The organism is Sphingobium sp. 15-1, from assembly GCF_013375535.1.
In the GTDB taxonomy this organism is placed as follows: Bacteria; Pseudomonadota; Alphaproteobacteria; order Sphingomonadales; family Sphingomonadaceae; genus Sphingobium; species Sphingobium aromaticivastans.
The window spans coordinates 1,373,280-1,399,801 of record NZ_JABXJG010000001.1; the positions used below are offsets into that span (position 1 = coordinate 1,373,280).

At 64.3% G+C, this 26,522-nt stretch carries 27 protein-coding genes and 3 tRNA genes; 12 read left to right on the forward strand and 18 right to left on the reverse strand.

Annotated features, from left to right (window positions below):
• Positions 1-81: 81 nt before the first annotated feature.
• The 3 genes from HUK72_RS06385 to thiE form a co-directional block, all read right to left on the reverse strand.
• Positions 82-648, reverse strand: a complete 567-nt coding sequence (locus HUK72_RS06385; RefSeq protein WP_176596038.1) for a M23 family metallopeptidase — start codon at positions 646-648, stop codon at positions 82-84.
• On the reverse strand, positions 645-1,745 hold the full coding sequence (locus tag HUK72_RS06390; protein WP_176596039.1) for a L,D-transpeptidase family protein: 1,101 nt from the start codon (positions 1,743-1,745) through the stop codon (positions 645-647). Before HUK72_RS06390 ends, HUK72_RS06385 begins: the two co-directional genes overlap by 4 nt.
• A 229-nt stretch (positions 1,746-1,974) precedes the next feature.
• Positions 1,975-2,667, reverse strand: coding sequence for a thiamine phosphate synthase (thiE, locus tag HUK72_RS06395; protein WP_176596040.1), 693 nt, complete (start codon positions 2,665-2,667; stop codon positions 1,975-1,977).
• A 74-nt stretch (positions 2,668-2,741) separates the two neighbouring features.
• On the opposite strand from thiE, the gene HUK72_RS06400 reads away from it, so the two are divergent.
• On the forward strand, positions 2,742-3,464 hold the full coding sequence (locus HUK72_RS06400; RefSeq protein ID WP_176596041.1) for a DUF72 domain-containing protein: 723 nt from the start codon (positions 2,742-2,744) through the stop codon (positions 3,462-3,464).
• 195 nt (positions 3,465-3,659) lie between these two features.
• Here HUK72_RS06400 and HUK72_RS06405 read toward each other — a convergent pair whose 3' ends face one another.
• From HUK72_RS06405 to tkt, 4 genes are all read right to left on the reverse strand, one after another.
• On the reverse strand, positions 3,660-4,556 hold the full coding sequence (locus HUK72_RS06405) for a fructose bisphosphate aldolase (RefSeq protein WP_046764492.1): 897 nt from the start codon (positions 4,554-4,556) through the stop codon (positions 3,660-3,662).
• A 125-nt stretch (positions 4,557-4,681) separates the two neighbouring features.
• Complete coding sequence (gene pgk, locus HUK72_RS06410; RefSeq protein ID WP_176596042.1) at positions 4,682-5,884, reverse strand: phosphoglycerate kinase; 1,203 nt, start codon at positions 5,882-5,884, stop codon at positions 4,682-4,684.
• A 70-nt stretch (positions 5,885-5,954) separates the two neighbouring features.
• Entirely contained in the window at positions 5,955-6,965 is a 1,011-nt protein-coding gene (gene gap / locus HUK72_RS06415) for a type I glyceraldehyde-3-phosphate dehydrogenase (RefSeq protein ID WP_176596043.1), read from the reverse strand.
• 28 nt (positions 6,966-6,993) lie between these two features.
• Positions 6,994-8,961, reverse strand: coding sequence for a transketolase (gene tkt, locus HUK72_RS06420; RefSeq protein WP_176596044.1), 1,968 nt, complete (start codon positions 8,959-8,961; stop codon positions 6,994-6,996).
• A 190-nt stretch (positions 8,962-9,151) separates the two neighbouring features.
• Here tkt and HUK72_RS06425 point away from each other — a divergent pair, with 190 nt between their 5' ends.
• The 4 genes from HUK72_RS06425 to HUK72_RS06440 all read left to right on the forward strand — a co-directional run bounded on the left by HUK72_RS06425 (position 9,152) and on the right by HUK72_RS06440 (position 10,672).
• Positions 9,152-9,331 (forward strand): hypothetical protein, encoded by a 180-nt coding sequence (locus HUK72_RS06425; protein WP_176597765.1) that lies wholly within the window; start codon positions 9,152-9,154, stop codon positions 9,329-9,331.
• A complete protein-coding gene (locus tag HUK72_RS06430) occupies positions 9,324-9,659 on the forward strand; it encodes a cell division protein ZapA (RefSeq protein ID WP_176596045.1) in 336 nt (111 codons plus the stop codon). Before HUK72_RS06425 ends, HUK72_RS06430 begins: the two co-directional genes overlap by 8 nt.
• A gap of 195 nt (positions 9,660-9,854) precedes the next feature.
• On the forward strand, positions 9,855-10,433 hold the full coding sequence (locus HUK72_RS06435; protein WP_176596046.1) for a 5-formyltetrahydrofolate cyclo-ligase: 579 nt from the start codon (positions 9,855-9,857) through the stop codon (positions 10,431-10,433).
• Positions 10,430-10,672 (forward strand): DUF2842 domain-containing protein, encoded by a 243-nt coding sequence (locus HUK72_RS06440; protein WP_176596047.1) that lies wholly within the window; start codon positions 10,430-10,432, stop codon positions 10,670-10,672. Before HUK72_RS06435 ends, HUK72_RS06440 begins: the two co-directional genes overlap by 4 nt.
• Before the next feature lie 237 nt (positions 10,673-10,909).
• Here the strand turns inward: HUK72_RS06440 and HUK72_RS06445 are convergent.
• The 3 genes from HUK72_RS06445 to HUK72_RS06455 form a co-directional block, all read right to left on the reverse strand.
• Positions 10,910-10,986: transfer RNA gene (locus tag HUK72_RS06445), tRNA-Asp, on the reverse strand.
• A gap of 82 nt (positions 10,987-11,068) precedes the next feature.
• A tRNA-Asp gene (locus tag HUK72_RS06450) sits at positions 11,069-11,145 on the reverse strand.
• Positions 11,146-11,186: 41 nt separating this feature from the next.
• The gene (locus HUK72_RS06455) at positions 11,187-12,341 is read right to left on the reverse strand and encodes an AI-2E family transporter (RefSeq protein ID WP_176596048.1); all 1,155 of its coding nucleotides are present in this window, start codon (positions 12,339-12,341) and stop codon (positions 11,187-11,189) included.
• Between the two features lie 173 nt (positions 12,342-12,514).
• Here HUK72_RS06455 and HUK72_RS06460 point away from each other — a divergent pair, with 173 nt between their 5' ends.
• A complete protein-coding gene (locus HUK72_RS06460) occupies positions 12,515-12,982 on the forward strand; it encodes a hypothetical protein (protein ID WP_176596049.1) in 468 nt (155 codons plus the stop codon).
• Between the two features lie 212 nt (positions 12,983-13,194).
• On the opposite strand, the gene HUK72_RS06465 is transcribed toward HUK72_RS06460, so the two are convergent.
• From HUK72_RS06465 to thyA, 4 genes are all read right to left on the reverse strand, one after another.
• The gene (locus tag HUK72_RS06465) at positions 13,195-14,472 is read right to left on the reverse strand and encodes a dihydrolipoamide acetyltransferase family protein (RefSeq protein WP_176596050.1); all 1,278 of its coding nucleotides are present in this window, start codon (positions 14,470-14,472) and stop codon (positions 13,195-13,197) included.
• A 9-nt stretch (positions 14,473-14,481) separates the two neighbouring features.
• Positions 14,482-15,486, reverse strand: a complete 1,005-nt coding sequence (locus HUK72_RS06470; protein ID WP_176597766.1) for an alpha-ketoacid dehydrogenase subunit beta — start codon at positions 15,484-15,486, stop codon at positions 14,482-14,484.
• 61 nt (positions 15,487-15,547) lie between these two features.
• Positions 15,548-16,855: a 3-methyl-2-oxobutanoate dehydrogenase (2-methylpropanoyl-transferring) subunit alpha gene (locus HUK72_RS06475; protein ID WP_176596051.1), complete on the reverse strand. Its 1,308-nt coding sequence runs from the start codon at positions 16,853-16,855 to the stop codon at positions 15,548-15,550.
• Between the two features lie 111 nt (positions 16,856-16,966).
• Positions 16,967-17,929 carry a thymidylate synthase gene (gene thyA, locus HUK72_RS06480; RefSeq protein WP_176596052.1) on the reverse strand — a complete coding sequence of 321 codons (963 nt, stop codon included), beginning with the start codon at positions 17,927-17,929 and terminating at the stop codon, positions 16,967-16,969.
• Between the two features lie 139 nt (positions 17,930-18,068).
• On the opposite strand from thyA, the gene HUK72_RS06485 reads away from it, so the two are divergent.
• From HUK72_RS06485 to HUK72_RS06495, 3 genes are all read left to right on the forward strand, one after another.
• Positions 18,069-18,362 carry a JAB domain-containing protein gene (locus HUK72_RS06485; RefSeq protein WP_176596053.1) on the forward strand — a complete coding sequence of 98 codons (294 nt, stop codon included), beginning with the start codon at positions 18,069-18,071 and terminating at the stop codon, positions 18,360-18,362.
• 104 nt (positions 18,363-18,466) lie between these two features.
• Positions 18,467-18,543, forward strand: a tRNA-Pro gene (locus HUK72_RS06490).
• 60 nt (positions 18,544-18,603) lie between these two features.
• Complete coding sequence (locus HUK72_RS06495) at positions 18,604-19,098, forward strand: Lrp/AsnC family transcriptional regulator (protein ID WP_176596054.1); 495 nt, start codon at positions 18,604-18,606, stop codon at positions 19,096-19,098.
• Between the two features lie 200 nt (positions 19,099-19,298).
• Here the strand turns inward: HUK72_RS06495 and purB are convergent, their stop codons facing one another.
• Complete coding sequence (purB, locus tag HUK72_RS06500) at positions 19,299-20,612, reverse strand: adenylosuccinate lyase (protein ID WP_176596055.1); 1,314 nt, start codon at positions 20,610-20,612, stop codon at positions 19,299-19,301.
• A gap of 278 nt (positions 20,613-20,890) precedes the next feature.
• Between purB and HUK72_RS06505 the strand changes: the two genes are divergently transcribed.
• The gene (locus HUK72_RS06505; RefSeq protein ID WP_255325630.1) at positions 20,891-21,253 is read left to right on the forward strand and encodes an EF-hand domain-containing protein; all 363 of its coding nucleotides are present in this window, start codon (positions 20,891-20,893) and stop codon (positions 21,251-21,253) included.
• A 108-nt stretch (positions 21,254-21,361) separates the two neighbouring features.
• Here the strand turns inward: HUK72_RS06505 and HUK72_RS06510 are convergent, their stop codons facing one another.
• From HUK72_RS06510 to HUK72_RS06520, 3 genes are all read right to left on the reverse strand, one after another.
• Entirely contained in the window at positions 21,362-21,550 is a 189-nt protein-coding gene (locus HUK72_RS06510) for a hypothetical protein (RefSeq protein ID WP_176596057.1), read from the reverse strand.
• Positions 21,551-21,859: 309 nt separating this feature from the next.
• Positions 21,860-24,349, reverse strand: coding sequence for a DNA ligase D (gene ligD, locus HUK72_RS06515; RefSeq protein ID WP_176596058.1), 2,490 nt, complete (start codon positions 24,347-24,349; stop codon positions 21,860-21,862).
• A 3-nt stretch (positions 24,350-24,352) separates the two neighbouring features.
• A complete protein-coding gene (locus HUK72_RS06520) occupies positions 24,353-25,231 on the reverse strand; it encodes a Ku protein (protein WP_176596059.1) in 879 nt (292 codons plus the stop codon).
• Positions 25,232-25,420: 189 nt separating this feature from the next.
• Here HUK72_RS06520 and HUK72_RS06525 point away from each other — a divergent pair, with 189 nt between their 5' ends.
• Complete coding sequence (locus HUK72_RS06525) at positions 25,421-25,747, forward strand: lipopolysaccharide assembly protein LapA domain-containing protein (RefSeq protein WP_176596060.1); 327 nt, start codon at positions 25,421-25,423, stop codon at positions 25,745-25,747.
• Positions 25,744-26,418 (forward strand): orotidine-5'-phosphate decarboxylase, encoded by a 675-nt coding sequence (gene pyrF / locus HUK72_RS06530; protein WP_176596061.1) that lies wholly within the window; start codon positions 25,744-25,746, stop codon positions 26,416-26,418. The genes HUK72_RS06525 and pyrF overlap by 4 nt, the downstream gene beginning before the upstream one ends.
• Positions 26,419-26,522: the final 104 nt, after the last annotated feature.

Below are 26,522 nucleotides of genomic sequence, written 5' to 3' on the forward strand. Positions count from 1 at the left end.
GTCTGAAGGTGAAAAGAGCCGGCCTCTGGAGGCTGGCCGCGCCCTTACATGGCTGAGGCCGAAAGGGCAAGGGGGAGCGGCCTATCGCGGTTTCGCCAGCAAGGGGTAGGGATTGACCGGCCGCCCGCCATACCAGGCTTCGCCCGGCCCCATCGCATGCACCGCGAAGTGCAGATGCGGCGCCGCCGGATCGGCATTGCCCGTGCTGCCGACGCTGGCGATCCGCTGCCCGCGCCGCACCGCCTGCCCCTCCGCCAGACCCGGCGCATAGCCGTCCAGATGCGCGTAATAATAGATGCTCCGCCCGTCCCGGGAGCGCTGATAGACGGTCCGCCCGCCCTCCTCGCTCCAGAACAGCTTTTCAATCCGCCCATCCGCCGCCGCCAGCACGGCCCGTCCCCGCGCCGCCATGATGTCGATCGCGTCATGCGGCCTCGCCCCGCTTGCCCGCGCCTGGGTGAAAGTGTCGCTGAGCGCGGTCGGCGGCACGCCCTCCACCGGGATCAACAAGGCCCCCGCCTCCGCCGCGGCGGGTCGTGCAGGCGGCGGAACCGGCCCATCGTCGGGCACGATCCGCACGCAAAACTTCAGAAAAACAGCGCCGAACAGGACGGCCAGCCCTAACCCGGCCCAGCCGCGCGCACTCATAACTCGAACACCGCCTTGACGCCGGACTGCACCATCTGCGCCAGCCGCGCCGCGTCCCAATTGGTGAGGCGGATGCAGCCATGGCTTTCCGTCCGGCCGATGGTCTGCGGCTCCGGCGTGCCGTGAATGCCGTAATGCGGCTTGGAAAGGTCGATCCACACCACGCCTACCGGGCCATTGGGACCGGGTTTCAGCACCGCCTTCTGATCGGTGGAGGATGCATCCCAGAACAGATCGGGATTATAATGAAAGTCAGGATTACGGCTCAACCCCTTGATTTCCCATGTTCCGATCGGCAGGGGATCATGCTGCGACCCCATGGTGGCGGGAAATTGCGCGATCAGCCGGTTCTGCGCATCATAGGCGCGGAGCACCCCGTCCGACTTGTCGACGACGATATGGTCCGCCTGCGGCTGGTCCTTGGCGACGCCCAGACTGGCGAGCGTCTCGCCCCAGCCGCGCTCGTCCCCCTCGATCCGCGCCACCGGCTGGTTGGCGATGGCGGGGACGCGGACGGTGGCCCCTGCCCCAACCTTCGTGTTCGGCGGATTGAGCGCCACCAGCGCCTCCGGCCGGGTGTGGAACCGCTCAGCCAGCTTCTCCAGCAGATTGCGATAGCCCAGCGCAGGCAGCTTCGCCTGATCGTTCAAATCCTTGGGAACCGCGAAGAATGGCCCCTTGGCGAATCCCGCCGGAATCTTCACCAGCCAGGTCGCGGGCTGCGGCCGCTCGCCCAGCAGCGCCTTGGCCGTCGCCGCGTCATATTGCCCGGTCGGCGGCAGTCCCCTCGCCTCCTGTAAGCCCTTGAGCGCGGTCGTAAAGGACATGCCCTCCTTCCCGTCCAGCACGCCCGGCGAAAAGCCCGCCCGATCCAGCGCCACCTGCGCCTGGAGCACTGCCTCTACTCGTGCGGGCGCTCCCGCCGGTTCCGGGACGATGACGAAGGCGTAGGGATCAGCGGCCGGGGCGGCGGGCCGAGGCGCGGCCTCCTTCGCCTGAGGGGAAGCGGCATTCGACCCGCCGCTCTCATTCGCTTCCGTCACGGTCATGTCGCAGGCTGCGCATAGCAGCGCGAGGATCAGGGCATGGTTTTTCAAGACGATACTCTCCCGATTGTGGAAGAGAAAACGCTCAAAGTGCGGGAAAGCTGCCTGCTCCGTTTTCCTGCGGTGGCCCAGCTTCCGGCCGTGCTCCTGCGAAGGCACTCGAACGAGACAAATGGCTCGTGAAAGCCCAGTTCCGTCCTCGATTTGCCATCGCTACGTCTGGACTAGGCTCCTGCGTTGGCTGCGCAGCCCTTCGGGTCGCAGGAGCACGGCGGTTTGCTTACTCGCCCTTCAACACCGCGCCAAACGCCGCCACGCCCGCCCGCGGCCCTTGCGGATGGCCCCACACCGCCCCGCTCACCGCCAGAAAATCCGCCCCCGCCTTCACCAGCGACGCGGCATTCTCCGCCGTGATCCCGCCAATGGCGACGCAGGGCAGTTCGAACAGCGCCGTCCACCAGCCCAGTATCGACGGATCGGGCCGATGATGGGTTTCCTTGGTCGTGGTCGGATAAAAGGCTCCGAAGGCGACATAATCCGCCCCCGCCTCGCCCGCTTCCATCGCCAGATGGCGGCTGTCGTGACAGGTGACGCCGATCTGCACCGACGGCCCCAGCAACCTGCGCGCCTCCTTCGGATCGCCGTCGCCCTGCCCCAGATGCACCCCGTCCGCGCCCAGCCGCTTGGCCAGCGTCATGCTGTCGTTGACGATGAAGGCGACATCCCGATCCGCGCAGAGTTTCTGGAGCGGCTCGGCGGCGCGGGCGATAGCGTCCTCATCCAAACCCTTCAGCCGCAACTGGAAGGCCGCGACGCCGCCCCCGTCGAACGCAGCCGCCAGATTGTCGACAAAGCCCGCCTCGATCACCGGCGGCGAGATCAGGTAAAGCTGACAGGCCGGGCGAAAGCCCTGCTCGAAACGGTCCGCGAAATTCGGGTCGAGGGCGAGTTCCTCGTCGGTGAAATCGGTCATGCACCCGCCTTAGCCGGATTCATCCGCCTTGGGAAAGAGCGGAGCCTATCTCGCCGCGCCGGCGTTCCTTCCCCATGATCAGGATCGGTTGCTCAGGATGGAATTACCGGGATTGGCGCGGGCGCTTCTATCCGGAGAAGCTGGCGGCGAAAAACTGGTTCGCCTTCTATGCCGAACAGTTCGACACGGTGGAGATCAACAACAGCTTCTATCGCCTGCCCGCGCCGGAAACGGTCGATAAATGGCGCGAACAGGCGCCAAAGGGCTTTTGCTATGCGGCCAAGGCGAACCGCTATCTGACGCAGATGAAGAAGCTCAAGGATTGCGAGGAGCCGCTGGAAAGGATGATGGCGTCGTTCGCGCATTTCGGCGCCAGTCTCGGCCCTATTCTCTATCAATTACCGCCGCATTTCACGTTCGACCTGGCGAGGCTGGAGGATTTCCTCCGCATCGTGCCGCGCCATCCGGTTCCCGTCTTCGAGTTCCGCCATTCAAGCTGGTATGTGGACGAGGTCTACGCAGTGCTGAAGCGCCACGGCGGCGCCTTTTGCGTGCACGACATGCCGGGGTCGGTCAGCCCCCGGCTGGGCATTGGCTCCATCGCCTATGTCCGCTTCCACGGCACGACGGGGAAATATCGCGGCGGCTATTCGCGCGAGCGGCTGGCGGACTGGGCCGAATGGATGAAGGCGCAGAGCCGGGAGGGGCGGACTGTCTGGGCCTATTTCAACAATGATTATGATGCGCAGGCCATTGCTGATGCGCGCATCTTGAGGGAGTTGACGGAGGGCGGTTAGTTTTGGCCGAACCGTGCTCCTGCGAAGGCGCTCGAACGAGACAGGCGGCTCGTGAGAACCTAGGCCACACGCTGCGGCAATTATCTGGTGTCGGAACTGGGCTCCTGCCTTCGCAGGAGCACGTCGAGCGCCGACCAACCGCATGACGGCGGCCGCGGACGCTTTACCAGCGCCCGCAGCCGCCGTCATCGCAGATCAGGCCGCCTTCTGGGTCGAAGCGCCGTGGATCTCGTCAATCGCTTCGCCCAGCGAGGCATTGAACTCATCATCATTCATCTGGTGACGCAGGTCGTTCAGCAAAGCGCGGCTGAAGCTGGCGATGATGCCGCGATTCTTGGCCAGTTCGACGCAGGCTTCCGAGCGCGAGAAGCCGCCCGATAGCGCCACGACGCGCAGCACGCGGGGATGGTCGACCAGCGGATCGAACAGCCCGGCCTTCACCGGCAGCGACAGTTTCAGCATCACCTTGTCGTCACCGGGCAGAGCGTCGAGATTCTTGAGGATTTCCTCCAGCAGAATCTGGTCGGCTTCGGCGCGCTCGGGGCTCTTGATGTTGACTTCCGGCTCGATGATCGGAACCAGCCCGGCGGCCAGTACCTGCTGGCCGACCTCGAACTGCTGCTTGACGACGGCGGCGATGCCCTCGCGATTGGCGAGGTTGATGACCGAACGCTCCTTGGTGCCGAACACGCCCAAAGCCTTGGCGCGGTGAAGCAGCGTGTCGAGGGTCGGATTGGGCTTCATCAACTGAACGCCGTTCGCCTCGTCCTCCAGACCCTTGTCGATCTTGATGAAGGGCACCACGCCGCGCTCGATCAGCGCTTGCGGCACGGACTGACCGCCCGCTTCACCGTCCATGGTGCGCTCGAACAGGATCGCGCCCAGCACCTTTTCGCCCGAAAAGACCGGCGAGGTAATGATCCGCGACCGCATGGCGTGAATCAGGCCGAACATTTCCTCTTCGTTGGTCCAGGCGTCTTCCTCGATGCCATAGCCCTTCAGCGCCTTGGGCGTCGAACCGCCGCTCTGGTCGAGCGCCGCGATGAAGCCGTTGCCGCCCTCGATCTTCGCCTTCATGTCCTCGAACTGCATCTGCACATACCTCTTGGTTGGATGCGCCGCCCTCCCGGCAGCGCGTCTATGGGGAAGGACGCCCTTGCACAGCGCCCATGTTCGAGCGAGGCGCGCCGCTCTCCAAGGCGCGCTCCGCAATCTGGTTAGGCCATCAGCGCCTTGACGCCCGGCAATTCCTTGCCTTCCATCCATTCGAGGAAAGCGCCGCCAGCGGTCGAAACGAAGCTGAAATCGCCCGCTACGCCCGCATGGTTGAGCGCCGCAACCGTGTCGCCGCCGCCCGCGACGGACGTCAGCCCGCCTTCCTTGGTGAGCGCGGCGGCCGTCTTGGCCAACGCCACGGTCGCCTTGTCGAAGGGCGCGATCTCGAACGCGCCCAGCGGGCCGTTCCATACCAAAGTCCGGCAGTTCTTGAGCGCATCGCCCAACGCCTCGACCGCCGCCGGGCCGACGTCGAGAATCATCTCGTCCTCGGCCACTTCATGGACGTTGCAGGTGCGCAGCGACGGCGGATTGGCGGCGAACTCCTTCGACACCACCACATCATAGGGCAGGTGGATGGTGCAGCCAGCCGCCTCGGCCTTGTCGAAAATCGCCTCGGCCGTCTCGCTCAGATCCTTCTCGCACAGCGACTTGCCGATGTCGACGCCGCGCGCATAGAGGAAGGTGTTGGCCATGCCGCCGCCGATGATCAGATGATCGACCTTGGCGACGAGGTTGTTCAGCACGTCGAGCTTTGTCGACACCTTGGCGCCGCCGACGACCGCCGCGACCGGCTTCACCGGTTCGCCCAGCGCCGCTTGCAGCGCGTCCAGTTCCTTCTCCATCGAGCGCCCGGCAAAGGCAGGCAGCTTGTGCGCCAGCCCCTCGGTCGAGGCATGGGCGCGGTGCGCGGCGGAGAAGGCGTCATTGACGTACAGATCACCGATCGCCGCCATCGCTTCAGCCAGCGCGGGATCATTCTTTTCCTCGCCGGCATGGAAGCGGGTGTTTTCCAGTATGGCGATGTCGCCGTTGCGCATCACCGCGATGCCGTCGACCGCCGCCTCACCCTGACAGTCGGGGATGAACTGCACGTCGCGCCCCAGCACCTGAGTCAGCGGCCGGGTGATCTTGGACAGCGAAAATTCCGGGTTCTTCTGCCCCTTGGGACGACCGAAATGAGCGAGGATCAGCACCTTCGCGCCGCGATCCGCCAATTCCAGCACGGTCGGCATGGCGGCGCGCAGGCGGGTGTCGTCCGACACGGAGCCATCCTGCATCGGCACGTTCAGATCCTCGCGCACCAGCACCACCTTGCCCGTGATGTCCCCCATGTCGTCGAGTGTCTTGAACGGCTTTGCCATGATCGCTCCCTGTAGCGCGTGGAATTGGATGAAAAACCCCGCCGGAGCGGTCCGGCGGGGTTCGTGTCGTTTAGAGGAACTTCGCCACGACGCCGGTCGTGTCGATCATGCGGTTCGAGAAGCCCCATTCATTGTCGTACCAGCTCAGCACGCGCACCAGCGTGCCGTCGATCACCGCCGTTTCCAGGCTGTCGACGGTCGAACTGCGGGCATCGCCATTATAGTCGATCGACACCAGCGGCTCGTCCGAATAGCCAAGCACGCCCTTGAGCGGGCCGGATTCCGAAGCGGCCTTCAGCAGCTCGTTCACTTCCTGCACGGTGGTGGTGCGCTTGGCGTCGAACTTCAGGTCGACGACCGAGACGTTCGGGGTCGGCACGCGCACCGACGAGCCGTCCAGCTTGCCCTTCAGCTCCGGCAGCACCTCACCCACGGCGCGGGCGGCGCCGGTGGTGGTCGGGATCATCGACAGGGCAGCGGCGCGGGCGCGGCGCATGTCCTTGTGGAGCTGGTCCAGCGTGTTCTGATCGTTGGTGTAGCTGTGGATCGTGGTCATGAAGCCGCGCTCGATGCCGATTGCGTCGTGCAGGACTTTCGCGAGAGGAGCCAGGCAATTGGTGGTGCAGCTCGCGTTCGAGATCACGATGTCGTCGGCGGTCAGCGTCTCATGATTGACGCCGAACACCACCGTCTTGTCGACGCCGGTCGCCGGAGCGGAGATCACGACGCGCTTGGCGCCCGCGGTCAAATGCGCGCTGGCCTTTTCCTTGTCCGCGAAGATGCCGGTGCATTCCAGGGCGATGTCCACGCCCTGCGCGGCGTGGGGCAGCTTGGCGGGGTCGCGCTCAGCGGTCACGGCGATGCGCTTGCCGTCGACGACCAGGAAATTGCCGTCGACGCTGACTTCGCCGGCCCAGTTGCCGTGCACGGAATCGCGCTTGAACAGAAGGGCATTGGACTTGGCATCGCCCAGGTCGTTGATGCTCACCAGTTCCAGATCATGGTCGGTCCGCGACAGGATCGCACGGGCGACCAGACGGCCGATGCGGCCGAAACCGTTGATTGCTACCTTCGTTGCCACTGCTCTTGTCTCCCGGTTGGTTTGAATTTCAGTCGAGTGCCGCAGCGATCTGCGGCGCGATCTTGGCGGCGGTCAGGCCGAAATGATCGTAAAGCACTTCCGCAGGGGCCGATGCACCGAACGTGTCGATGCCGAAGCGCAGCCCGGCGATGCCGACATAACGCTCCCAGCCGAAGGTCGTCCCTGCCTCGATCGAGGCGCGCAGGACATGGTGCGGAAGGAGATCATCCTTATACGCCTGCGGCTGCGCGTCGAAATGCGCCCAGCTCGGCATGGAAACGACGTCCGCGCCGATGCCTTGCTCTTCCAGCAGCGCGGCGGTGGCGACGGCGATCTCCACCTCCGATCCGGTGGCGATCAGCACCACCTTGCGCTCGGCGGTCGCGGCCTTCAGGCGATAGGCGCCCTTGGCCGACAGATTCTCGCCCGCCTTCTCGGTGCGAAGCTGCGGCAGGTTCTGGCGGGTCAGCGCCAGAACCGACGGGCCGGTCGCATCCTTCAAGGCCAGTTCCCAGCACTCCGCCGTCTCGACGATGTCCGCCGGACGATAGACGTCGAGATTGGGAATCATGCGCAGCGACATGACATGCTCGATCGGCTGGTGGGTCGGACCGTCCTCGCCCAGACCGATGGAGTCATGGGTCAACACATGGATGGCGCGGATCTGCTGGAGCGCGGCCAAGCGGATGCCGCCACGCATATAGTCAGAGAAGACCAGGAAAGTGCCGCCATAGGGAATGACGCCACCATGCAGCGCCATGCCGTTCATCGCGCAGGCCATGCCGAATTCGCGAATGCCGTAATAGACATAGCGGCCCGAATAATCGTCCCTGGTCAGCGGTCCGGTCGACTTGGTCTTGGTGTTGTTGGAGCCGGTGAGGTCCGCCGAGCCGCCCAGCGTTTCGGGCAGCAGGTCGTTGATCGCGCCCAGCGCCAGTTCGCTCGCCCTGCGGGTCGCGACCTTCTGCGGATTGGCGATCAGCGTGTCGATATAGGCGTCGAGCGAGAAATCGGCGGGCAGGTCGCCAGCCATGCGCCGCTCGAACTCCGCCTTCTGCGCGTTGGAGCCAAGGCGATCCGCCCAGGCCGCATGGGCGTCGCCGCCCTTGGCGCCAATGGCCTGCCAGGCGGCGGCGATATCCTCGGGAATGACGAAAGGCTCAGCCGTCCAGCCAAGGAACTCGCGGGCCGCAGCGACTTCCGCCTCGCCCAGGGCCGAACCATGAACGCCCGAAGTGCCCGCCTTGTTGGGCGCGCCATAGCCGATCTTGGTGGCGCAGGCGACCAGCGACGGACGCGGATCGGCCAGCGCTTCATCGATGGCGCGGCGCACATCGGCCACGTCATGCCCGTCGCAGGACACGACATGCCAGCCGGTCGCGGCGTAACGAGCCCGTACATCCTCACTGCTCGACAGGTCGATCGAGCCGTCGATGGTGATCTTGTTATCGTCCCACAGCACGATCAGGCGGCCCAGGTTCAGATGCCCCGCCAGACCGATCGCTTCATGGTTGATGCCTTCCATCAGGCAGCCGTCGCCGGCCAACACCCAGGTCCGGTGGTCGACAATGTCGTCCCCGAACTGCGCATTCAGATGCCGTTCGGCAATCGCCATGCCGACCGCAGTGGCAAGGCCGGACCCCAGCGGCCCGGTGGTCGCTTCCACGCCCGCTAGCTCGAAATTCTCAGGATGCCCGGCGCAGGGGCTGCTGAGCTGACGGAAGTTGGCGATGTCTTCCATCGTCGGCTTGGCATAGCCGGTCAGATGCAGCAGCGAATAGATCAGCATCGACCCATGCCCCGCCGACAGCACAAAGCGGTCGCGATCGGCCCATTTCGGCGCCTTCGGATCGAACTTCAGATAATCCTTGAACAGCACTGTGGCGACGTCGGCCATGCCCATCGGCATGCCCGGATGGCCGCTGTTGGCGGCCTGCACCGCGTCCATGGAAAGCGCCCGAATGGCGTTGGCGAGGGACTTTTCGGAAACAGTCATCGAAGCGGCTTCTTTCCTGGCTTTTCAAGCGGCCCCCTGTTCAGGCCGTCGAGTCGAGTTTGCGCTCCCTTTGTCGACTCAGGGACAAGGCGTCAACCACGGGCGGCCCCCTGGGTACGCCAAGCCGCCGAATGACTGCTTTTGCGCGGCGAAAACTTTGTCTATGCGTGGGACCATGGCAAGCGACCGCATGATGCAGGCGATCCGCACGCTGGAGCGCGCGATCGACCGGCTCGAACAGGATGTGGACGGCTTTTCGTCGGCCGCCTCCTTTGAAACCTCCTCCGGCGTTGACGCTGCGGCTGCCCGAGCGGCGCTGCAGTCGCTGGACAGTCTCATCACCGAATTGAAGGGCCAGACTGGTGGCTGAAACCGCATTGCATATCGCCGGGCGCGTCTATGACATACGCTGCCGCGACGGCGAGGAAGCGCATCTTGCGCATCTCGCCAACCTGATCGAGCGCAAGGCGCGGTTGGCGCAGCAGAACACGCCGGGGCTGACCGAAGTGCGCACGCTGTTGTTCGCCGCGCTCTTCCTGGCCGACGAACTCAACGACCTGAAGCGCGAGGCGATCGGCCGCCAGCAGAGCCTGGCGCTGGAGCCGGAGGACGAACCTGCCATCCGCGCGCTGGAATCGCTCACCACCCGCATAGAAAAGCTGCGCGAAAGACTTGTCGCCGCAGCGCCCGAAGCCTAGATAGGTAGGCGACGGGCACTGCGCGGTACGAGCTTTAGCGAACATCCCTGAGGCGATAATCACATCCACGGGGACTGTCCCTGGGCGGGTTCCGGCCCGATCTACATGGTTCCCACCTGACGTTGAGGCGTCAGAGGATTTTCCAGCACACGGCCGAGGCGGTCCCGTCACCCTCCTCACAGTCCAAGGGTCAAGATGAGCGACGACACCGAAAAGGCGACCCTGCGCGCGATCGCCCGGGAAAGGCGGCGCGCTTTCGTGGCCTCGCTCGATCCGCTGGCGCACCGGCTGGCGTTCAAGGTGATCCCCTCCCCCCTCGCCCGGCGGCTGGCCGATGCGCAAGTCGTGGCTCTCTATATGGGGCTGGACGACGAAGCCCCGGCGCAGCGGCTGGCGCCCCCCCTGCAAGCCATGGGCAAGACGCTGGTGCTGCCCCGCGTGATCGACCGGCTGGGCAGCATGGATTTCCTGAGCTGGCGGCCGGAGGACCAGCTTTTCCCCGGCCTGTTCGGCACCAGCCATCCCGAGCCGGCCGGCGATCCCGTAAGCCCCGACGTCATCATCGCCCCGCTGATCGGCTTCGACCGGGCGATGAACCGGCTGGGGCAAGGCGGCGGCTATTATGACCGCGTGTTCGCGCGCTATCCCGACGCCCTGCGCATAGGCCTGGCCTGGTCGGTGCAGGAGCATGACGCCTTGCCCGCCGACCCCTGGGATCTGCCGCTGAATCTGATTCTGACCGAAATCGAACTGATCGAAGGCGAAGAGGCATGAGCATAGACCCCCGCCACAGCTACAAGCCAAGCTGGCGCAAACCGGCGGGCATGTTCATGATATTGGGGCTGATCGCGATCTGGGCGGTGCTGGTGGGCAGCCTGTCGGGGTTGATCGGCGGGCTCTCGATGATCGCGCAGGTGGTGGTCTATGTGTTTCTCGGCCTGATCTGGATTTGGATATTGCCGCTGAAACGCCTGCTCGCCTGGATGGAGACCGGGCGCTGGCGGAGATTTTGAAGGCGGTGATGGGTGGAGCGTGGATATTGATGTTCGCCCCCCCCGGGTGAATCGTGCTCCGGCGCAGGCAGGAGCCCATTTCCTACGATGCGATGATCCACAAACGGCGGGACTGGGCTCCTGCCTTCGCAGGAGCACGTATCGCTTAATGGCAGCCACTACCCAAAAACCAGGCACACGCCACCAATGTCAGGAAAGGCCAGCTTCCCGCCGGCAGGATCACTCGATCTTAAGCAATGGCGCGAGTGACGGGGCTCGAACCCGCGACCTCCGGCGTGACAGGCCGGCGCTCTAACCAACTGAGCTACACCCGCGCAGGGCGGCATCTTGGCGCGATCAGGAAAGACCGCCAGACGATGCTGATCTGAAAAACCATCCACTTGCCGCTAAGGAAAGTGGCGCGAGTGACGGGGCTCGAACCCGCGACCTCCGGCGTGACAGGCCGGCGCTCTAACCAACTGAGCTACACCCGCGTTCGGTGTGGGCGGGCATCTATGCGGCCCCGTTCCCCCTGTCAACTGTCTGCAACATCAGTTTCACGGCTTTCGTCATTTTCTTTGCGCGGGGCGACGGTCAACGTTCCCCGTTCGAACAGAAAACCAGCAATGTCGGGCGTGCCGGCGGCCGACACCACGGTCTGGATGATGATCAGCAGCGGCACGCCCAGCAAGGCACCCGGCGTTCCCCACACCCAGCCCCAGAAGGCCAGCGACACCAGAATCAACAGCGGATTCATCGTCAGCCGCCGCCCGAGAATCGTCGGCGTCACGAAATTCGCCTCCACCAGATGAAAGCCGATCTGGAGCGCGGCGGGCAACAGCGCCTTCCACACATCGTCGAACACCATCAATCCGCCCAGCGCCAGCAGCACCGCCACCAGCATCGGCCCGAAATAGGGCACGAAGTTCAGCAGCGCGACGATGCCGCCCCACATCAGCGGCGAAGGCATGCCGATCAACCACAGCGCGAAGGCGACCGCCAGACCCAGGCACAGATTGATGGTGGCGATGGTCAGCACATAGGCGGAGGTCGCATCCACGACATTCTGGATCACCCGCGCCACCGCCATGGCGCCATCGAAGCTTTCCCGGCTGTTGATCGTCCGCCGCCGCAGCTTCGTCCAACCGGCGAGGAAGAAATAGATGATGAGCAGCGCGAACACCATCTGGATGATGGCCGAAGGCGCGGAGGTCGCCGCGAATTGCAGCAACGACCGCGGCGCGTCCACCGCCGCCGTCTGGGCGGCCGCCACCGGTCCGGTCGCCAGCATCTGCACCGTCTCATCCACGAAACGCTGAAGCTGCGAATAGAAATCGATCAGAGGCGCCAGATTATTCTGAATCTTGGGCAGCCGCTCGGGCAAGAGCCGGAACCAGTCCGCCGCCGGAACGACGATCAGCACCAGCGCCGTGTTCGCCACCAGCAGGAAGGCGATCACCGCCGTCAGCGCGGCCAGCGGCGAAGGCACGCCCCGCCGCTCCATCCACTCCAGAAAGGGCACCAGCGCGATCGCGACGACCAGCGCGGCTGTCAGCGGCAGGAAGAATTCCGCCCCCTCGCGCAGAGCGAAGGGCATGGCCAGGACCAGCCCGATTCCGGTCGTCAGCGCGATCGACGCCAACAGCCGGTCCCGCCGCCTGTTGATCTCCTGCTGTTCCTGAGGTGTCACGCCTGAAATATCCCTGCCCGCCGCCCTTTTTGTGCACTGACGACCGCCACCCGTCAATTTGGGCCGTCAATTTACATCAGCGAAACAGATGGATAGCAAGGGAAACAAGGCCTTAACCAAATCTTCGGCACTAGCCGCCACATTCGGCCAGAACAGGGAGTCGGGGGACTGGAATGAAATCGGGGGTTTGGCTGATCGCTCTGGCCTGTTTGGCCGCGCCGCAAATGGCTTTGGCACGACAGCCCATCAAGCTGGACACGCAGATGTTCGTCGAGCGGACCAGCACCGACATCAACGGCCGCGCGCGCCGCATCCTGCAAAGCGCCGACCGCGCCGGATCGGGCGATCAGCTCATCCTGGTGGTCAACTGGCGCAACGAAGGCAGCCGCCCCGTCCGCAACCTTGCGGTCACCAACGCCGTTCCGCGCGGCGCGCAGCTCGACCTCTCCGATCCCGCGATGCAGGTTTCGGTCGACGGCGGCGCCCATTGGGGCCGCCTCACCGATCTATGGCTGCCGACGGCGCTCGGCGGCACCCGCCGCGCGATCCCCGCCGACATCACCCATGTCCGCTGGACCGTTCCCGATGAGATTTCACCCGGCGAAAGCGGCAGGCTCAGTTATCGGGCCACGGTGCGTTAGGGTATGGGGGATGGCCGGATTTGGCCAATCCAAGACATTCCCCTCCCGCAGGCGGGAGGGGTTAGGGGTGGGTGCGAGCGCAGCGAGCTTCCAGCTTAGCCGTTGAAAATTCACGCTGATGTCGCGCCAGCCCACCCCCTAGCCCCCTCCCGCCTGCGGGAGGGGGAATGTCCTGAATCCACCCAACTCCCCACCTAAACCAATCCCAAAACCTAGTCCGCAAACAGCAGAACCGGCGTCTCCAGCAGCTTCCGCACCGCCTGAACGAAGCTCGCCGCGTCCCAGCCGTCGACCACGCGATGGTCGCAACTGATCGACAGGTTCATGAGCTTCGCCGGCACCACTTCCCTGCCCCGGAACACCGGCCGCTCGATGATGCGATTCGGGCCGATGATCGCGACTTCCGGCCGGTTGATCACCGGCGTCGTCGCGACCCCGCCCAACGGACCCAGCGACGTCAGCGTCAGCGTGGAGCCGGACAATTCCTCCGACTTCGCCTTGCCCGTCCGCGCAGCCTCGGCCAGCCGCCTGATCTCCGCCGCGAGCTGCCAGACATTGCGGTCCTGCGCATCGCGGACCACCGGCACCATCAGCCCCGCATCGGTCTGCGTCGCAATGCCCATATGCACCGCGCCATAACGCGTCACCACGCCCGCCTCATCGTCATAGCGCGCGTTCAGCATCGGAAATTCCGGCAGAGCGCGACAGATCGCCACGATCAGCAACGGCAACATGGTCAACTTGGGCCGCTCTCCGCGATGGGCGTTCAACTGCTCGCGCGTCTCCTCCAGGGCGGTGACGTCGATCTCCTCGACATAGGAGAAATGCGGGATGGCGCGCTTGGAGGCAGCCATATTCTCGGCAATGCGGCGCCGCAGACCGATGACCTTGACCTCCTCGTCCGCCCGCCTGGCGGAGCGTCCGGCGGGGCGATAGCCTTGCCCGGAACCATATAGCAGAAAGGCGTCGAGATCGGAGTGCCGGATATGATCGCCGCTGGGTTTCACCTGGGCGAGATCGATGCCCAGTTCCTTCGCCCGAGCCCGGACAGCGGGGGAGGCCAGCACTTCTCCCTTCCCGGAACGGGAGGGGTCGGGCGTGGGTGCCGGCACAGCCGGCTTTTCTTCAACGACGGGAACAGGCTCGCTTTGCTCGCGGCCCTCCCCCGACCCCTCCCGTTCCGGGAGGGGAGCTATAGGGGCGGGCTCGGGAGCCGCTTCCTCGACCTTGGAAGAAGAAGTCTCCTCACCCTCAGTCTCGATCTCCACCAGCATGGACCCGATGGCGATCTGCTGCCCCGGCTCTCCCGCCAGACGCATCACCACGCCCGCGACCGGGCTTTCCATCTCCACCGTCGCCTTGTCAGTCATCATGTCCGCGATCGGCTGGTCTTCCTCGACCCGATCCCCGACCTTCACATGCCAGCCGACAATCTCCGCTTCCGCGATGCCTTCACCGATGTCCGGCAATCTGAATGTAAAAAGCGCCATGACAGCCCCTCAATCCTTCAAAATCTTGTTGATGGCTTCGCGAATGCGCACCGGCCCCGGAAAATAAGCCCATTCCAGACTATGCGGATAAGGCGTGTCGAAGCCGGTCACGCGCTCGATCGGCGCTTCCAGATGATAGAAGCAACGCTCCTGCACCTGCGCCATCAACTCCGCGCCGAAACCGCTGGTCCGCGTCGCCTCATGCACGATCAGGCAGCGCCCGGTCTTCTGCACCGACCGCTCTATGGCTTCGATGTCCAGCGGCACCAGCGTCCGCAGGTCCAGTATCTCCGCATCCACGCCCATCTCGGCCACGGTATTTTCGACCACATGAACCATCGTGCCATAGCAAAGCACCGTCAGCGCCTCGCCCGCCCGCGCCACCCGCGCTTCGCCCAGCGCAATCCGATAATAGCCCGTCGGCACCTGCGCCGCTTCATGCCCGGCCCAGCTCTTCGCCGGCGTGTCGTAATGCCCGTCGAACGGCCCGTTATAGATGCGCTTGGGTTCGAAGAAGATCGTCGGATCATTATCCTCGATCGCCGCGATCAGCAGCCCCTTGGCATCATAAGGCGTCGAGGGGATCACCGTCTTCACCCCCGAAACATGGGTGAAGATGCCCTCGGGCGACTGGCTGTGCGTCTGCCCCCCGAAAATCCCGCCGCCAAAGGGCGAGCGCACCGTCATCGGAGAGATGAACTCCCCCGCCGACCGGTAACGCAGCCGCGCCGCCTCGGAAACGAGCTGGTCAAGCGCCGGATAGATATAATCGGCGAACTGGATCTCCGGCACCGGCCGCAGCCCATAGGCGCCCATGCCCACCGCCACGCCGATGATCCCGCATTCGGTGATCGGCGTGTCGAACACCCGGTTCTTGCCATATTTCTGCTGCAACCCCGCCGTGGCGCGGAAGACGCCGCCGAAATAGCCGACATCCTCGCCCATCACGACCACGTCCGGGTCGCGGCCCATCATCACGTCCAGCGCGCTGTTGATCGCCTGGATCATGTTCATCTGCTGAATGTCGCTCATTTCCCTCTCCCCAAGGGGCGAGGAGTTTGCACGGTCATCACCATCACAGCCCAGCCGCCTTCCATTCATCCAGCATCGCCTGCTGCTGTTCGCGCAAATGCCAGGGCATCTCCTCGAACACATCTTCGAACATCGATTCCATCGGATGATGCAGGCCGTGGCCCAGAATGCCGTTCTTCTCTGCCTCCCGCGCCGCATCGCGAACCATCTCGGCCAGCTCCTTGTCCATCGCCGCGTGGCGTTCCTCGTCCCAGATGCCAAGGCCGATGCAATGCTTCTTCAACCGCGCGATCGGATCGCCCAGCGGCCAATGGCTTGCCTCGTCCGCCGACCGATAGGCGCTCGGATCGTCCGAGGTGCTGTGCCCCTCCACCCGATAGGTGAAATGCTCGATCAGCGTCGGCCCGGCATTGGCCCGCGCCCGGTCCGCCGCCCAGCGCGTCGCCGCATAGACCGCCAGCGCGTCATTGCCGTCCACGCGCAGCCCGGCAATGCCATAGCCAATGGCCCGCGCCGCGAAGGTCGTCGCCTCCGCTCCGGCAAAGCCCGAAAAGCTGCTGATGGCCCATTGATTGTTCACGACGTTCATGATCACCGGCGCTCGGTAGACGCTGGCGAAGGTGCAGGCCGAATGGAAGTCGCCCTCCGCCGTCGATCCCTCGCCGCACCATGTCGCCGCGATCCGCGTGTCCCCCCGCGCCGCGCTGGCCATCGCCCAGCCCACGGCCTGCGGATATTGCGTCGTGAGGTTGCCGGAGATGGAGAAGAACCCCGCCTCCCGCGCGGAATACATGATGGGAAGCTGACGCCCCTTCAGCCGGTCGCCCTTGTTCGAGTAGATCTGGTTCATCATGTCGATGATCGGCCAGCCGCGCGCGATCAAAATCCCCTGCTGGCGATAGCTGGGGAAACACATGTCGTCGCTCGCCAAGGCCAGCGCCGCGCCGATCGAGACGGCCTCCTCGCCCGTGGACTTCATGTAGAAGCTGGTCTTGCCCTGCCGCTGCGCCCGGAACATGCGCCCGTCGAAAGCCCGCGTCAGCGCCATCGCCCGCAACATCTTCAGCAGCGTGTCGGCGGGCAGCTTCGGATCCCAGGGGCCGACCGCAGCCCCATCCTCATCCAGCACGCGCACCAGCCCATAGGCCAGGTCGCGCATCACGCCCGGCTGCGCCGCCTCGTCCGGGCGCGCCTGCGCGCCTGCGGGCGGAATGTCGAAATCGCTGAAATCGGCGGTGTCGCCCGGCCGGAATTTCGGCTCGGGCACGTGCAGCCGGAGCGGAGGCAGATTGCGCCTCGATCCAGGCGCCGCCTCATCCCTTCCAGCGTCCGAATCGATCCGGTCGCTCATCCTGCCTCCTTTTGTGCATTGCAATAATATTGCGTAGTGCAATTATTATGTTACAACGCTCACAAAGGCAAGTCTTGCTGACCCATTTCGTCGCAAACCTGTCCCGTGCCGTCAGACCGCCACGGGCGCCGCGATGTGCCTTTGTGGTGCGTAATCAACCACTTCGAAATCCTCGATCCGATAATCGAAAATGGATGAAGGCCGCCGATTGATCCGCAATTTGGGGGCGCCATCCGGTTTTCGGCCGATCTGCTCCTCCACCAGATCGGCATGGTTCAGGTAGAGATGCACGTCCCCGCCCTGCCAGACGACCTCGCCCGGCTCCAGATCGCATTGCTGCGCCAGCATCCGCGTGATCATCGACAGGCCGAAGATATTGAAGGCGAAACCCAGCCCCAGATCGCAGCTCCGCTGGAACAGCAGCCCATTGAGCCGCCCGTCCGCCACCTGAAACTGATAGGTCATATGGCAGGGCGGCAGCGCCATGCGCGGCACCTCCGCCACGTTCCAGCCGGTGAACAGCAGCCGCCGCGACCCCGGACTGGTCCGGATCGCCTCGACCAGATCGGCAATCTGGTTATGCCCTTGCGCTGCCTTCCGGTAGAGCCCGTCCCCCACCGCCTCATAGCGCGGCCAGTTCACCCATTGCGCGCCATAGACCGGCCCAAGATCGCCCCAGCGCGCCGCGAAAGCGTCATCCTCGACGATCCGCGCCTCGAACGCATCGCGATCGATCTCCTCTCCCGTCGCGCGCCGGTACGAATCAAGCGGCCAGTCGGTCCAGATGTGCACGCCCTGCCGCACCAGCTCGCGGATATTGGTGTCGCCGGTCAGGAACCACAGCATCTCCCGCGCCGCGACCTTCCAATAGACCCGCTTGGTGGTCAGCAGCGGCACGGCGTCGTCGGCCAGCGAAAATCGCATCGTCGCGCCCAATATCGACCGCGTCCCCACGCCCGTCCGGTCGATCCGCTCGTCGCCATGCCGCCAGATATGCCGCATCAGGTCCAGATATTGCTGCTCATAATGCGGTTCGGACGAGGAAGGCAGGCTGGTCAAGGCGAAGGCTTTCATGATTCTGGAACGACATCCATGTAGCCCAGCCATCCGCCCGCGCCAAATGCTGCGAAATGGATCAAGTTGCACCCGATCCACTCGGAAAGGGATCATCCTTCCTCTATCGCGAGCGCGACGCAGGGGCATGCTCGGCGGCATGCGCGACCCCGCTTCCCTGCAACTGCTCGTCCTCGACGATGAATGGCATCCGCTCCACCGGTTCCATGCCACACATGACTGGCGCTGCGCCGTGGACGCGCTGCTTCGATGGGACAGCCATTGGCTCGCGATCGAACAGCGACGGCCCAACGGCTCCGTTCCTTATTGGGCGGACATCCGCCTGACCCGGGCCCTCTCGAAGCGCCTGCGTCCGATGGAAATCGGCCTGGCGGACCATGTGATTCACAGCGGCCAGGCCCGTTTCAGCTTCCGCGAGGCGGGGCTTTTATAAACCGCCCAAAAAAATCCTCCTCCCCCGCTTGCCAGCCGGAAAAGCCGCCTCTATAGGCTGCGGCCTGCCCAGCGGGACCGCCTCGAAACGGACCTGCTATCGGTCGGGGAGTAGCTCAGCCTGGTAGAGCACTGTCTTCGGGAGGCAGGGGCCGGAGGTTCGAATCCTCTCTCCCCGACCATTTATTTTCATCGGAAATTCGCCGGTTTTTCCGCGGCGTCCCGCTTTCAGGGCAAAATCCATGAAAAATCCGCCCGCCATGACCGAACTGGACGAATTCGATCGCAAGATCATCGCCGCCTTGGTGGAGGACGGCCGCATGACCGTCACCGATCTCGCCCAGGCGGTGGGCCTTTCCAAGACGCCCTGCCAGGTCCGCCTGCGCCGACTGATCGATACGGGCGTAATTCGGGGGTTCCGCGCCATCGTAGACCCGGCGAAGTTCGGCATGGATCATGTCGCCTTTGCCGAAGTGAAGCTGTCCGACACCCGCGAAAAGGCGCTCGACGAATTCAATGCCGCCGTCCGCCGCATTCCCGAGGTCGAGGAATGCCATATGATCGCCAGCAGCTTCGACTATCTGTTGAAGGTCAGGACGGCCGACATCCGCCGTTATCGCGCAGTGCTGGGGGAGAAGATCTCCAGCCTGCCGCATGTCGCCAGCACCTCCACCTATGTCGCGATGGAAACCGTACTGGACGCCAGCGGCCATCCGCGAGGCAAAGGGCGCGCCTGACTCTGGGGTCCGGACATGTGGCGTGCTCCTGCGGAGGCAGGAGTCCGGTTCAAATGGCGGGACTGGGCTGAATGCGAGCCGCTTGTCTCGCTTCAGTGCCTTCGCAGGAGCACGATAACCGCCGGGTTCTTTGAAACCAACACACGCTAACGGGGCGTGTTGCCGCGCCCTTTCAGCGTGTCGCCTATTTCACTCCGACCCTATTCCCCGAACACCCGGCGGAAGATGGTGTCGACCTGGCGGAAGTGATAATCGAGGTTGAACTTCTCCTCGATCTGTTCGGCGGTCAGCGCCGCCGCGACGTCCGGATCGGCCTTCAGCAATTCCATCAGCGAAAGCTGGCCGTCCGATTCCCAGACCTTCATCGCGTTGCGTTGGACATAGCGGTAGCTGTCCTCCCGCGACACGCCCGCTTGGGTCAGCGCCAGCAGCACCCGCTGCGAGTGGACAAGCCCACCCATCTTGTCGAGATTCTTCATCATCCGCTCAGGGTAGACGAGCAGCTTGTCGATCACGCCGGTCAGACGGCCCAGCGCGAAGTCCAGCGTGATGGTGGCGTCGGGACCGATATAGCGTTCGACTGAAGAGTGCGAAATGTCGCGCTCATGCCACAGCGCCACATTCTCCATCGCGGGCAGAGCATAGCTGCGCACCATGCGGGCGAGGCCCGTGAGATTCTCGGTCAGCACCGGATTGCGCTTGTGCGGCATGGCGGAGCTGCCCTTCTGGCCGGGCGAGAAATATTCCTCCGCCTCCAGCACTTCGGTGCGCTGGAGGTGACGCACCTCAACCGCCAGCCGCTCAATGGACGAGGCGATGACGCCCAGCGTCGCGAAGAACATCGCATGGCGGTCGCGCGGAATGACCTGCGTCGATACCGGCTCGATGGCGAGGCCCAGCTTTTCCGCGACATGCTCCTCGACGCGGGGGTCGATATTGGCGAAGGTGCCGACAGCGCCGGAAATGGCGCAGGTGGCGACTTCGGCGCGGGCGGCGATCAGGCGCGCCTTGCAGCGGCTGAACTCCGCATAAGCCTCGGCCATTTTCAGGCCGAAAGTCACAGGCTCGGCATGGATGCCATGGCTGCGGCCGATGGTCGGGGTCAGCTTATGCTCATAGGCGCGGCGCTTGATCACCTCCAGCAGCTTGTCGAGATCGTCGATCAGCAGGTCGGCGGCGCGGCTCAATTGCACGGCGAGGCAGGTGTCGAGCACGTCGCTCGACGTCATGCCTTGATGCATGAAGCGGGCTTCATCACCCACCTGCTCGGCCACCCAGGTCAGGAAGGCGATCACATCATGCTTGGTGACGGCTTCGATCGCGTCGATGGCGGGCACGTCGATGGCGGGCTGGGTCGCCCACCAGTCCCACAGCGCCTTGGCGGCGGATTCGGGCACCACGCCCAACTCGCCCAGCTTTTCGGTCGCGTGCGCCTCAATCTCGAACCAGATTTTGAAGCGGGCTTCCGGCTCCCAGAGGGCGGTCATTTGCGGGCGGGCGTAACGGGGGACCATCGGGCGAATCCTGCGTGCATGAGTTGAACGTCGCTGCGCCGCCTAGCAGCACCGCCTTTCCGGGGCAAATCAGGCGATGAAGAAGCATGGGGAGCGCCGCTTTTCCGTGCTTCGTCCCATTAATCGCAGCATCAGGCGACGAAACGAGCCAAATCGGAAGATGAACGGAGCAAGATGAACAAAAATTCAGGAACCGCATGTTTTATTTGGCTATTATCCCACGTGAAAATCGCACCGGCGGTCGTTGGGCCGTCCGCCGGTCCGTTCTGGAGAATGCAATGATCCGCGCATGTCTTTTGACGACGGCACTCCTGCTCGCGACGCCTGCTTTTGCGCAGGCGGGCGCCGCGCCGCAGACCGATCAATCCCAGCCCGCCACGTCAGGAGATGCGGTCGCGTCGATCGTGGATACGGAATTCCCGGCCTATGACCAGAATCACGACGGCCAGCTCGACAAGGCGGAATTCTCGCGCTGGATGGTGACGCTCAAGGATCAGGAGATGAAGGCCACCGGCAAGTCGCTGGCGCCCGCCGAAGTCACCGCCTGGGCCGACGGCGCCTTCGTCACGGCCGATGCGGACAAGAGCACGACCGTCAGCAAGCCGGAACTGATCGCCTATCTCAGCGGCGGCGCGGGATAAGATAAGGAGTTCCCCGTCCCGAGGCGGGGATAGAGCCCAAAACGGGTCGCATCATGAGGCGGCATGGAGCGAAGGCCATGCCGCCTCTTTTTTGCGGGGTGCGGAGAGTCAGCCGCGCTTCTTGTTCGCGTAGAGCAGCGCCGCGACGATCGCGGCGGAGCCGATGCCGACCGCGGTGCCCATCCAGACCGCCTTTCCCGCCGATTTGCGCGCGGCGGTGGCCATGTCGGTCTTTTCGGTGGTGGAGGAAGGGGCGGCGGCGCCGCTTTCGGGCGCTTCTTCTGTCGGCTTCGTCATGGTGATTCCCGATATGCAACAAAGCACAAGCGCAGAAAAGGCGGATGCGGCGAAAATCTTGCGTCCAGCAATCCTGCCCAGGCGGCGTGGACAAATTCAAGACTCGCCGGACTGAGTGATTTGTGTGAGAAACGGAGGATCTGCTTGTGCCGTTTTCTTGCAACGTGCTCCTGCGCAGGCAGGAGCCCAGATCAGACGGTACGATGATCCGCCAAGGGCGGGACTGGGCTTCTGCCTGCGCAGGAGCACGTCGCGCTCAATGGCTAAGAAAATAGCCATTTCCCGACATGCCGAATTTGTCCACGCGGCTTAATGGGCAGGCAGCGGCTGATGCGCCTCTCCCCAGCCGCGAAGATCGCGTGAAGAGGCGCGTTCCAGCAACAGGGCGGCATCCTTCACCGTGAAATGGGCGGCGCTGTCGAAGGAGTCCAACTCCTCCCAACTGACCGGCGCGGCGACGGACGCTTTTTCCCTGGCGCGCACTACATAGGGCAGCACGGCCGTCGCGCCGCGCTGGTTGCGCAGCCAGTCGATGAAGATGCGGCCCTTGCGCTTCGCCTTGCTCATGGTGGCCGTGAAGCGATCCGGTTCGGAAGCGGCCAGCGCGCGGGCGAAGCGGTCGGCAAAATCCTTGACCTGCGGCCATTCCGCCTCCGGCGTCAGCGGCACGACGACATGAATGCCCTTCCCGCCCGACAGCATGGCGAAGCTGGTCAGTCCCAAATCCTCCAGCGCCCGCCGAATGTCCCGGGCGGCCTTTTTGACAGCCTCGAAATCCAGCCCTTCATCCGGATCGAGATCGAAGATCATGCGGTCGGGCCGCTCGACATCCGCGACGCTGGAACCCCAGCCGTGAAATTCGATCGCCCCCATCTGAACGCAGGCAAGAAGTCCGTCGCTATCTTCTACATAGAGATAATCTTCCTCATTCCCCGCTTTCTCGCGGATCGCGACATGCTTCACATGATCACCGAAACTGCCGCTGTCATGTTTCTGGAAGAAGCATTTCTTCGCCCGCCCCTGCGGACAGCGGACCAAGCTGATCGGACGATGGGCAATCCAGGGCAGCATTGCCGCACCCATGGCGGCATAATAGTCGGCAAGCTCGCCCTTGGTGATCTTCGCCTCCGGAAAGATCAGGCGGTCGGGATGGCTGATCGTGACGTCACTGCGGGTTTCGGGCGTTGGCATAGCTTTCTCGCGTTGAACATCGCTGGCCGTCTTGTCCTCGCGCAAGCCGAGGAAGCTGGCATGGCGGACGATATTCTCCGCCGTGAACTTGGCAAAGGCGATTTCAGCGACCAGATCGGGGCGAACCCATTGCGCGCCACGGCTTTCGCTGCGGGGCACAGCCAGCGCGGCGGTCTTGCGTCCCCGCTTGCGCAGGGCAGCGATCAGCCCTTCGCTATTGGCGGCGTTGAAACCCGTGCCGACCTTGCCCGCATAGACCAGCCCTTCCCCTTCCCGCTGCCCGAGCAGCAGGTTGCGGATGGCGCGCCCGCTGGCGCTGCTGGGCGTCCAGCCGATGATGACGAATTCCTGGCGGCGGGTGCATTTGACCTTGAGCCAGTTTTTCGTGCGGGCGCCGCGATAGGAAGCGTCGGCGCGCTTGGAGACTATCCCCTCCTGCCCTGCCCCGCACATGGCCTGGAACAGCCTTTCCCCTGCGCCGACGACATGATCCCCGACATGGACATGCGCCGAGCCGTCCCCCAGCAAAGCGGCCAGCTTTTCCTTGCGCGCGATATTGGGCAACGAGGTCAGATCCTGTCCGTCGAGCTGGAGCAGGTCGAAGGCGAAAAGGTGGAACGCCGCCTTGGCTTCTCCCTTCAACATCTGCTGAAGGGTCGAGAAGTCCGGGTTTCCGTCGCTGTCGAGTGCGACGATCTCCCCATCGATCAACGCGGAGGGAAGGTCCATGGCGGCGACTTCGCTCGCAAGAGCCGCGAAACGCTCCGTCCAGTCGAGACCTGTGCGGGTGAAAATCTTGACCTTCTTCCCCGCCACGGAGAGGAGGCAGCGATAGCCATCATATTTGATCTCATGCATCCAGCCATTGCCGGTGGGAACGGCATCGACCAACGTCGCGAGTTGCGGCGGCTGGAAAGCGGGCGCGGGGCGCGTCCCGACCTTGGCTGACGGCTTGACCGGGGTTGCGCGAACGGCTTGTTTCATCGCCGCGTCGAAGGCTTTTCCCTTCTTGCCCTTCAGGGATATGGCCGGCGCGTCGGTCGCGATTTCGCCCATGGTCCGGCCGCTCCTGATGCTCGTCAGTTCGCGGGCGGTCAGGTCTTCCGCGCTGCCGGCATAGCCATCCCCGATCTTGCGCAGCAGCCAATTCTCCGCTTTCTCCCTGCCGCGGGGTTTCAGCCGGATCAGCAGCCATTCGCCGCGCATCCTCTGCCCATGCAGGATGAAGTGGAGATGGCCCTTCTCCAGATCGCGCGCGTTCTTGCCGGGGACCGGCTCCCACGTCCCCTCATCCCAGAGCATGACGGTGCCTCCGCCATATTCGCCCTTGGGAATCGTGCCTTCGAATGTCGCATAGGACAGCGGATGATCCTCCGTGCGGACGGCCAGGCGCTTGTCCTCGGGGTCGAGGCTGGGACCGCGGGTCACCGCCCAGCTTTTCAGCACGCCGTCCATTTCCAGGCGGAAGTCGTAATGCAGGCGGGTCGCGTCATGCTTCTGGACGATGAAGCTGTTGCCGCGGTCGCGGCCGCGCTTGCCCGCCGGCTCCTTCGTGCGGGTGAAGTCGCGCTTGCGGTTATAGGTGCTGAGCGGGTCGACCTCAGCCATGAGTCAGGCCCGTTTGCGGGTGGTGGGCTTGGCGGGCGCCTTCCGGGTCGATGTCTTGGCGGCGGGCGTTTTCCTTGCGCCTGATGCGGCGGCGCCCGTGCCGACCGACTTTTTGAGCGCGGCCATGAGGTCGATCACATTGCTGCCGCGCCGGGCCGGAGTTTCGGCTTCCTCCTCGATGATGCGGCGGCTCTTCGATTTTTTCTTCTTCTCGATCAGCCGTTCCAGTGCATCGACATAGCGGTCGTGAAAGCTGTCGGGCTTGAAGGGCGCCGTCTTCTTCTCGATCAGCGTTTCGGCAAGGTCGAGCAATTCGGCGTCCGGCTTCGCATCCTCTATGTCGCGGAAATAGCTTTGGGCGCGGTTGACCTCATCGGCATAGCGCAGCGTTTCCAGCACCATGCCCCGGCCGCAGGGCTTTAGCGACACGATATATTCGCGGCCCCGCATGGCGAGCTGGCCAAGGCCCACCTTCCTCGTCCGCCGCAGCGCTTCCCGCAGGACGATGAAGGCTTCCTCCGCCAGATCGTCGGCGGGGACGACATAATAGGGCCGCTCATAATAGAGGACGTCGATCTCGGCCGCATCGACGAACTGGGTGAGTTCGAGCGTCTTTTTGCTCTCCAGCTTCACCGCCTCGATCTCGTCGGGTTGCAGCAGGACATAGTCGCCCTTCGACACCTCATAGCCCTTGACGATGTCCTCGGGTTTGACCGGCCCCAGGCCGGGGACTGTCTTTTCGTAGCGGACCCGCTTGCCGCTGGGCTGATGGATCTGGTGAAAGGCGATCTGCGCGCCGGATTTGGTGGCGGCGTAGATCTCCACGGGGATGGACACCAGCGCCAGACGGATCTGGCCCTGCCAATATGCGCGCGCGGCCATGGCGTGCTGCCTCCTTTGCCAGGACGAAATGCGCGGGGTGCGGCGCGGGTTCCGAAGAGCGGCGGCGGAGACGGCGCGGGCAGGAAAAAGGCGCCTTTCCGCGCATCGCGGCCGGCATATCCGACGAAGCGCTTCCGAAGCGCGATAAAATCGCCTAAGCTGCATCGTTCAGCAGCTATAGGAGCGTTGATGCAATTTCTGCGGACTGCCTTCTGGGTCGTCATCGCCGTCGCCCTGGCGTTATTCTGCGTGGCGAACTATACTCGCGTGGAAGTCAATCTGTGGGGCGACCTGGTCATGGAAACCAAGCTCCCAGTCCTGTTGATCGGCGCCTATCTGTTGGGGGCGCTGCCTTTCTGGATCATGGCGCGGGCCACGCGCTGGCGGATGAAGCGCAAGCTGGAAAGCACCGAAAGAGCGCTGGTCGCCGCCACCGCAGCCCCTTCCCTCGCCGTCCCCGCCGCCGACAATCCGGCGGCTTCGGCCCCTTCCCTTTCCGTCACAGGACCAGCATGACCAGCCCGATCTACGTCGCCATCGATACGCCCGACCTGCGCAGGGCCCAGGAACTGGCGCAGCAGGTGCGCCATCATGTGGGCGGGCTGAAGCTGGGGTTGGAATTTTTCTGCGCCCATGGCCATCACGGCGTGCATGAGATGATGAAGTTCGGCCTGCCGATTTTCCTGGACCTGAAGCTGCACGACATCCCCAACACCGTGGCCAAGGCGGTGCAGGCGCTGCATATGCTGGAACCGGCTATCCTGACCGTCCATGCGGCGGGCGGGCGCGCCATGCTGGAGGATGCGAAGGCCGCGGCGGGCGTCAAGACCAAGGTGGTGGCCGTGACGGTCCTCACCAGCCTGGACAATGGCGACCTGCTCGACATCGGCGTCGGCGGCCGGGCCGAGGATCAGGTGGCGCGTCTGGCCGATCTGGCGCGCAGCGCGGGGCTGGACGGGATCGTCTGTTCCGGCGAGGAGGTCGGGCTGGCGAAAAAGGCCTGGCCCGACGGGTTCTTTGTGGTGCCGGGGGTCCGCCCCGCCGGTGGCGCGATGGGCGATCAGAAGCGGGCGGTGACGCCACGCGAGGCGCTGGATCGCGGGGCTTCGATCCTGGTGGTCGGGCGGCCGATCAGCCTGGCGGAGAAGCCGGACATCGCGGCTCGGGAGATTGAGGCGACGCTTTAGGCGCGTGGGTAAATTGGCCAATTGCCGCCCTTAAGCGATACGTGCTCCTGCGAAGGCAGGAGCACGTCCATTTGCTGGCCTGCCCTATCCATCTCCACCCATCT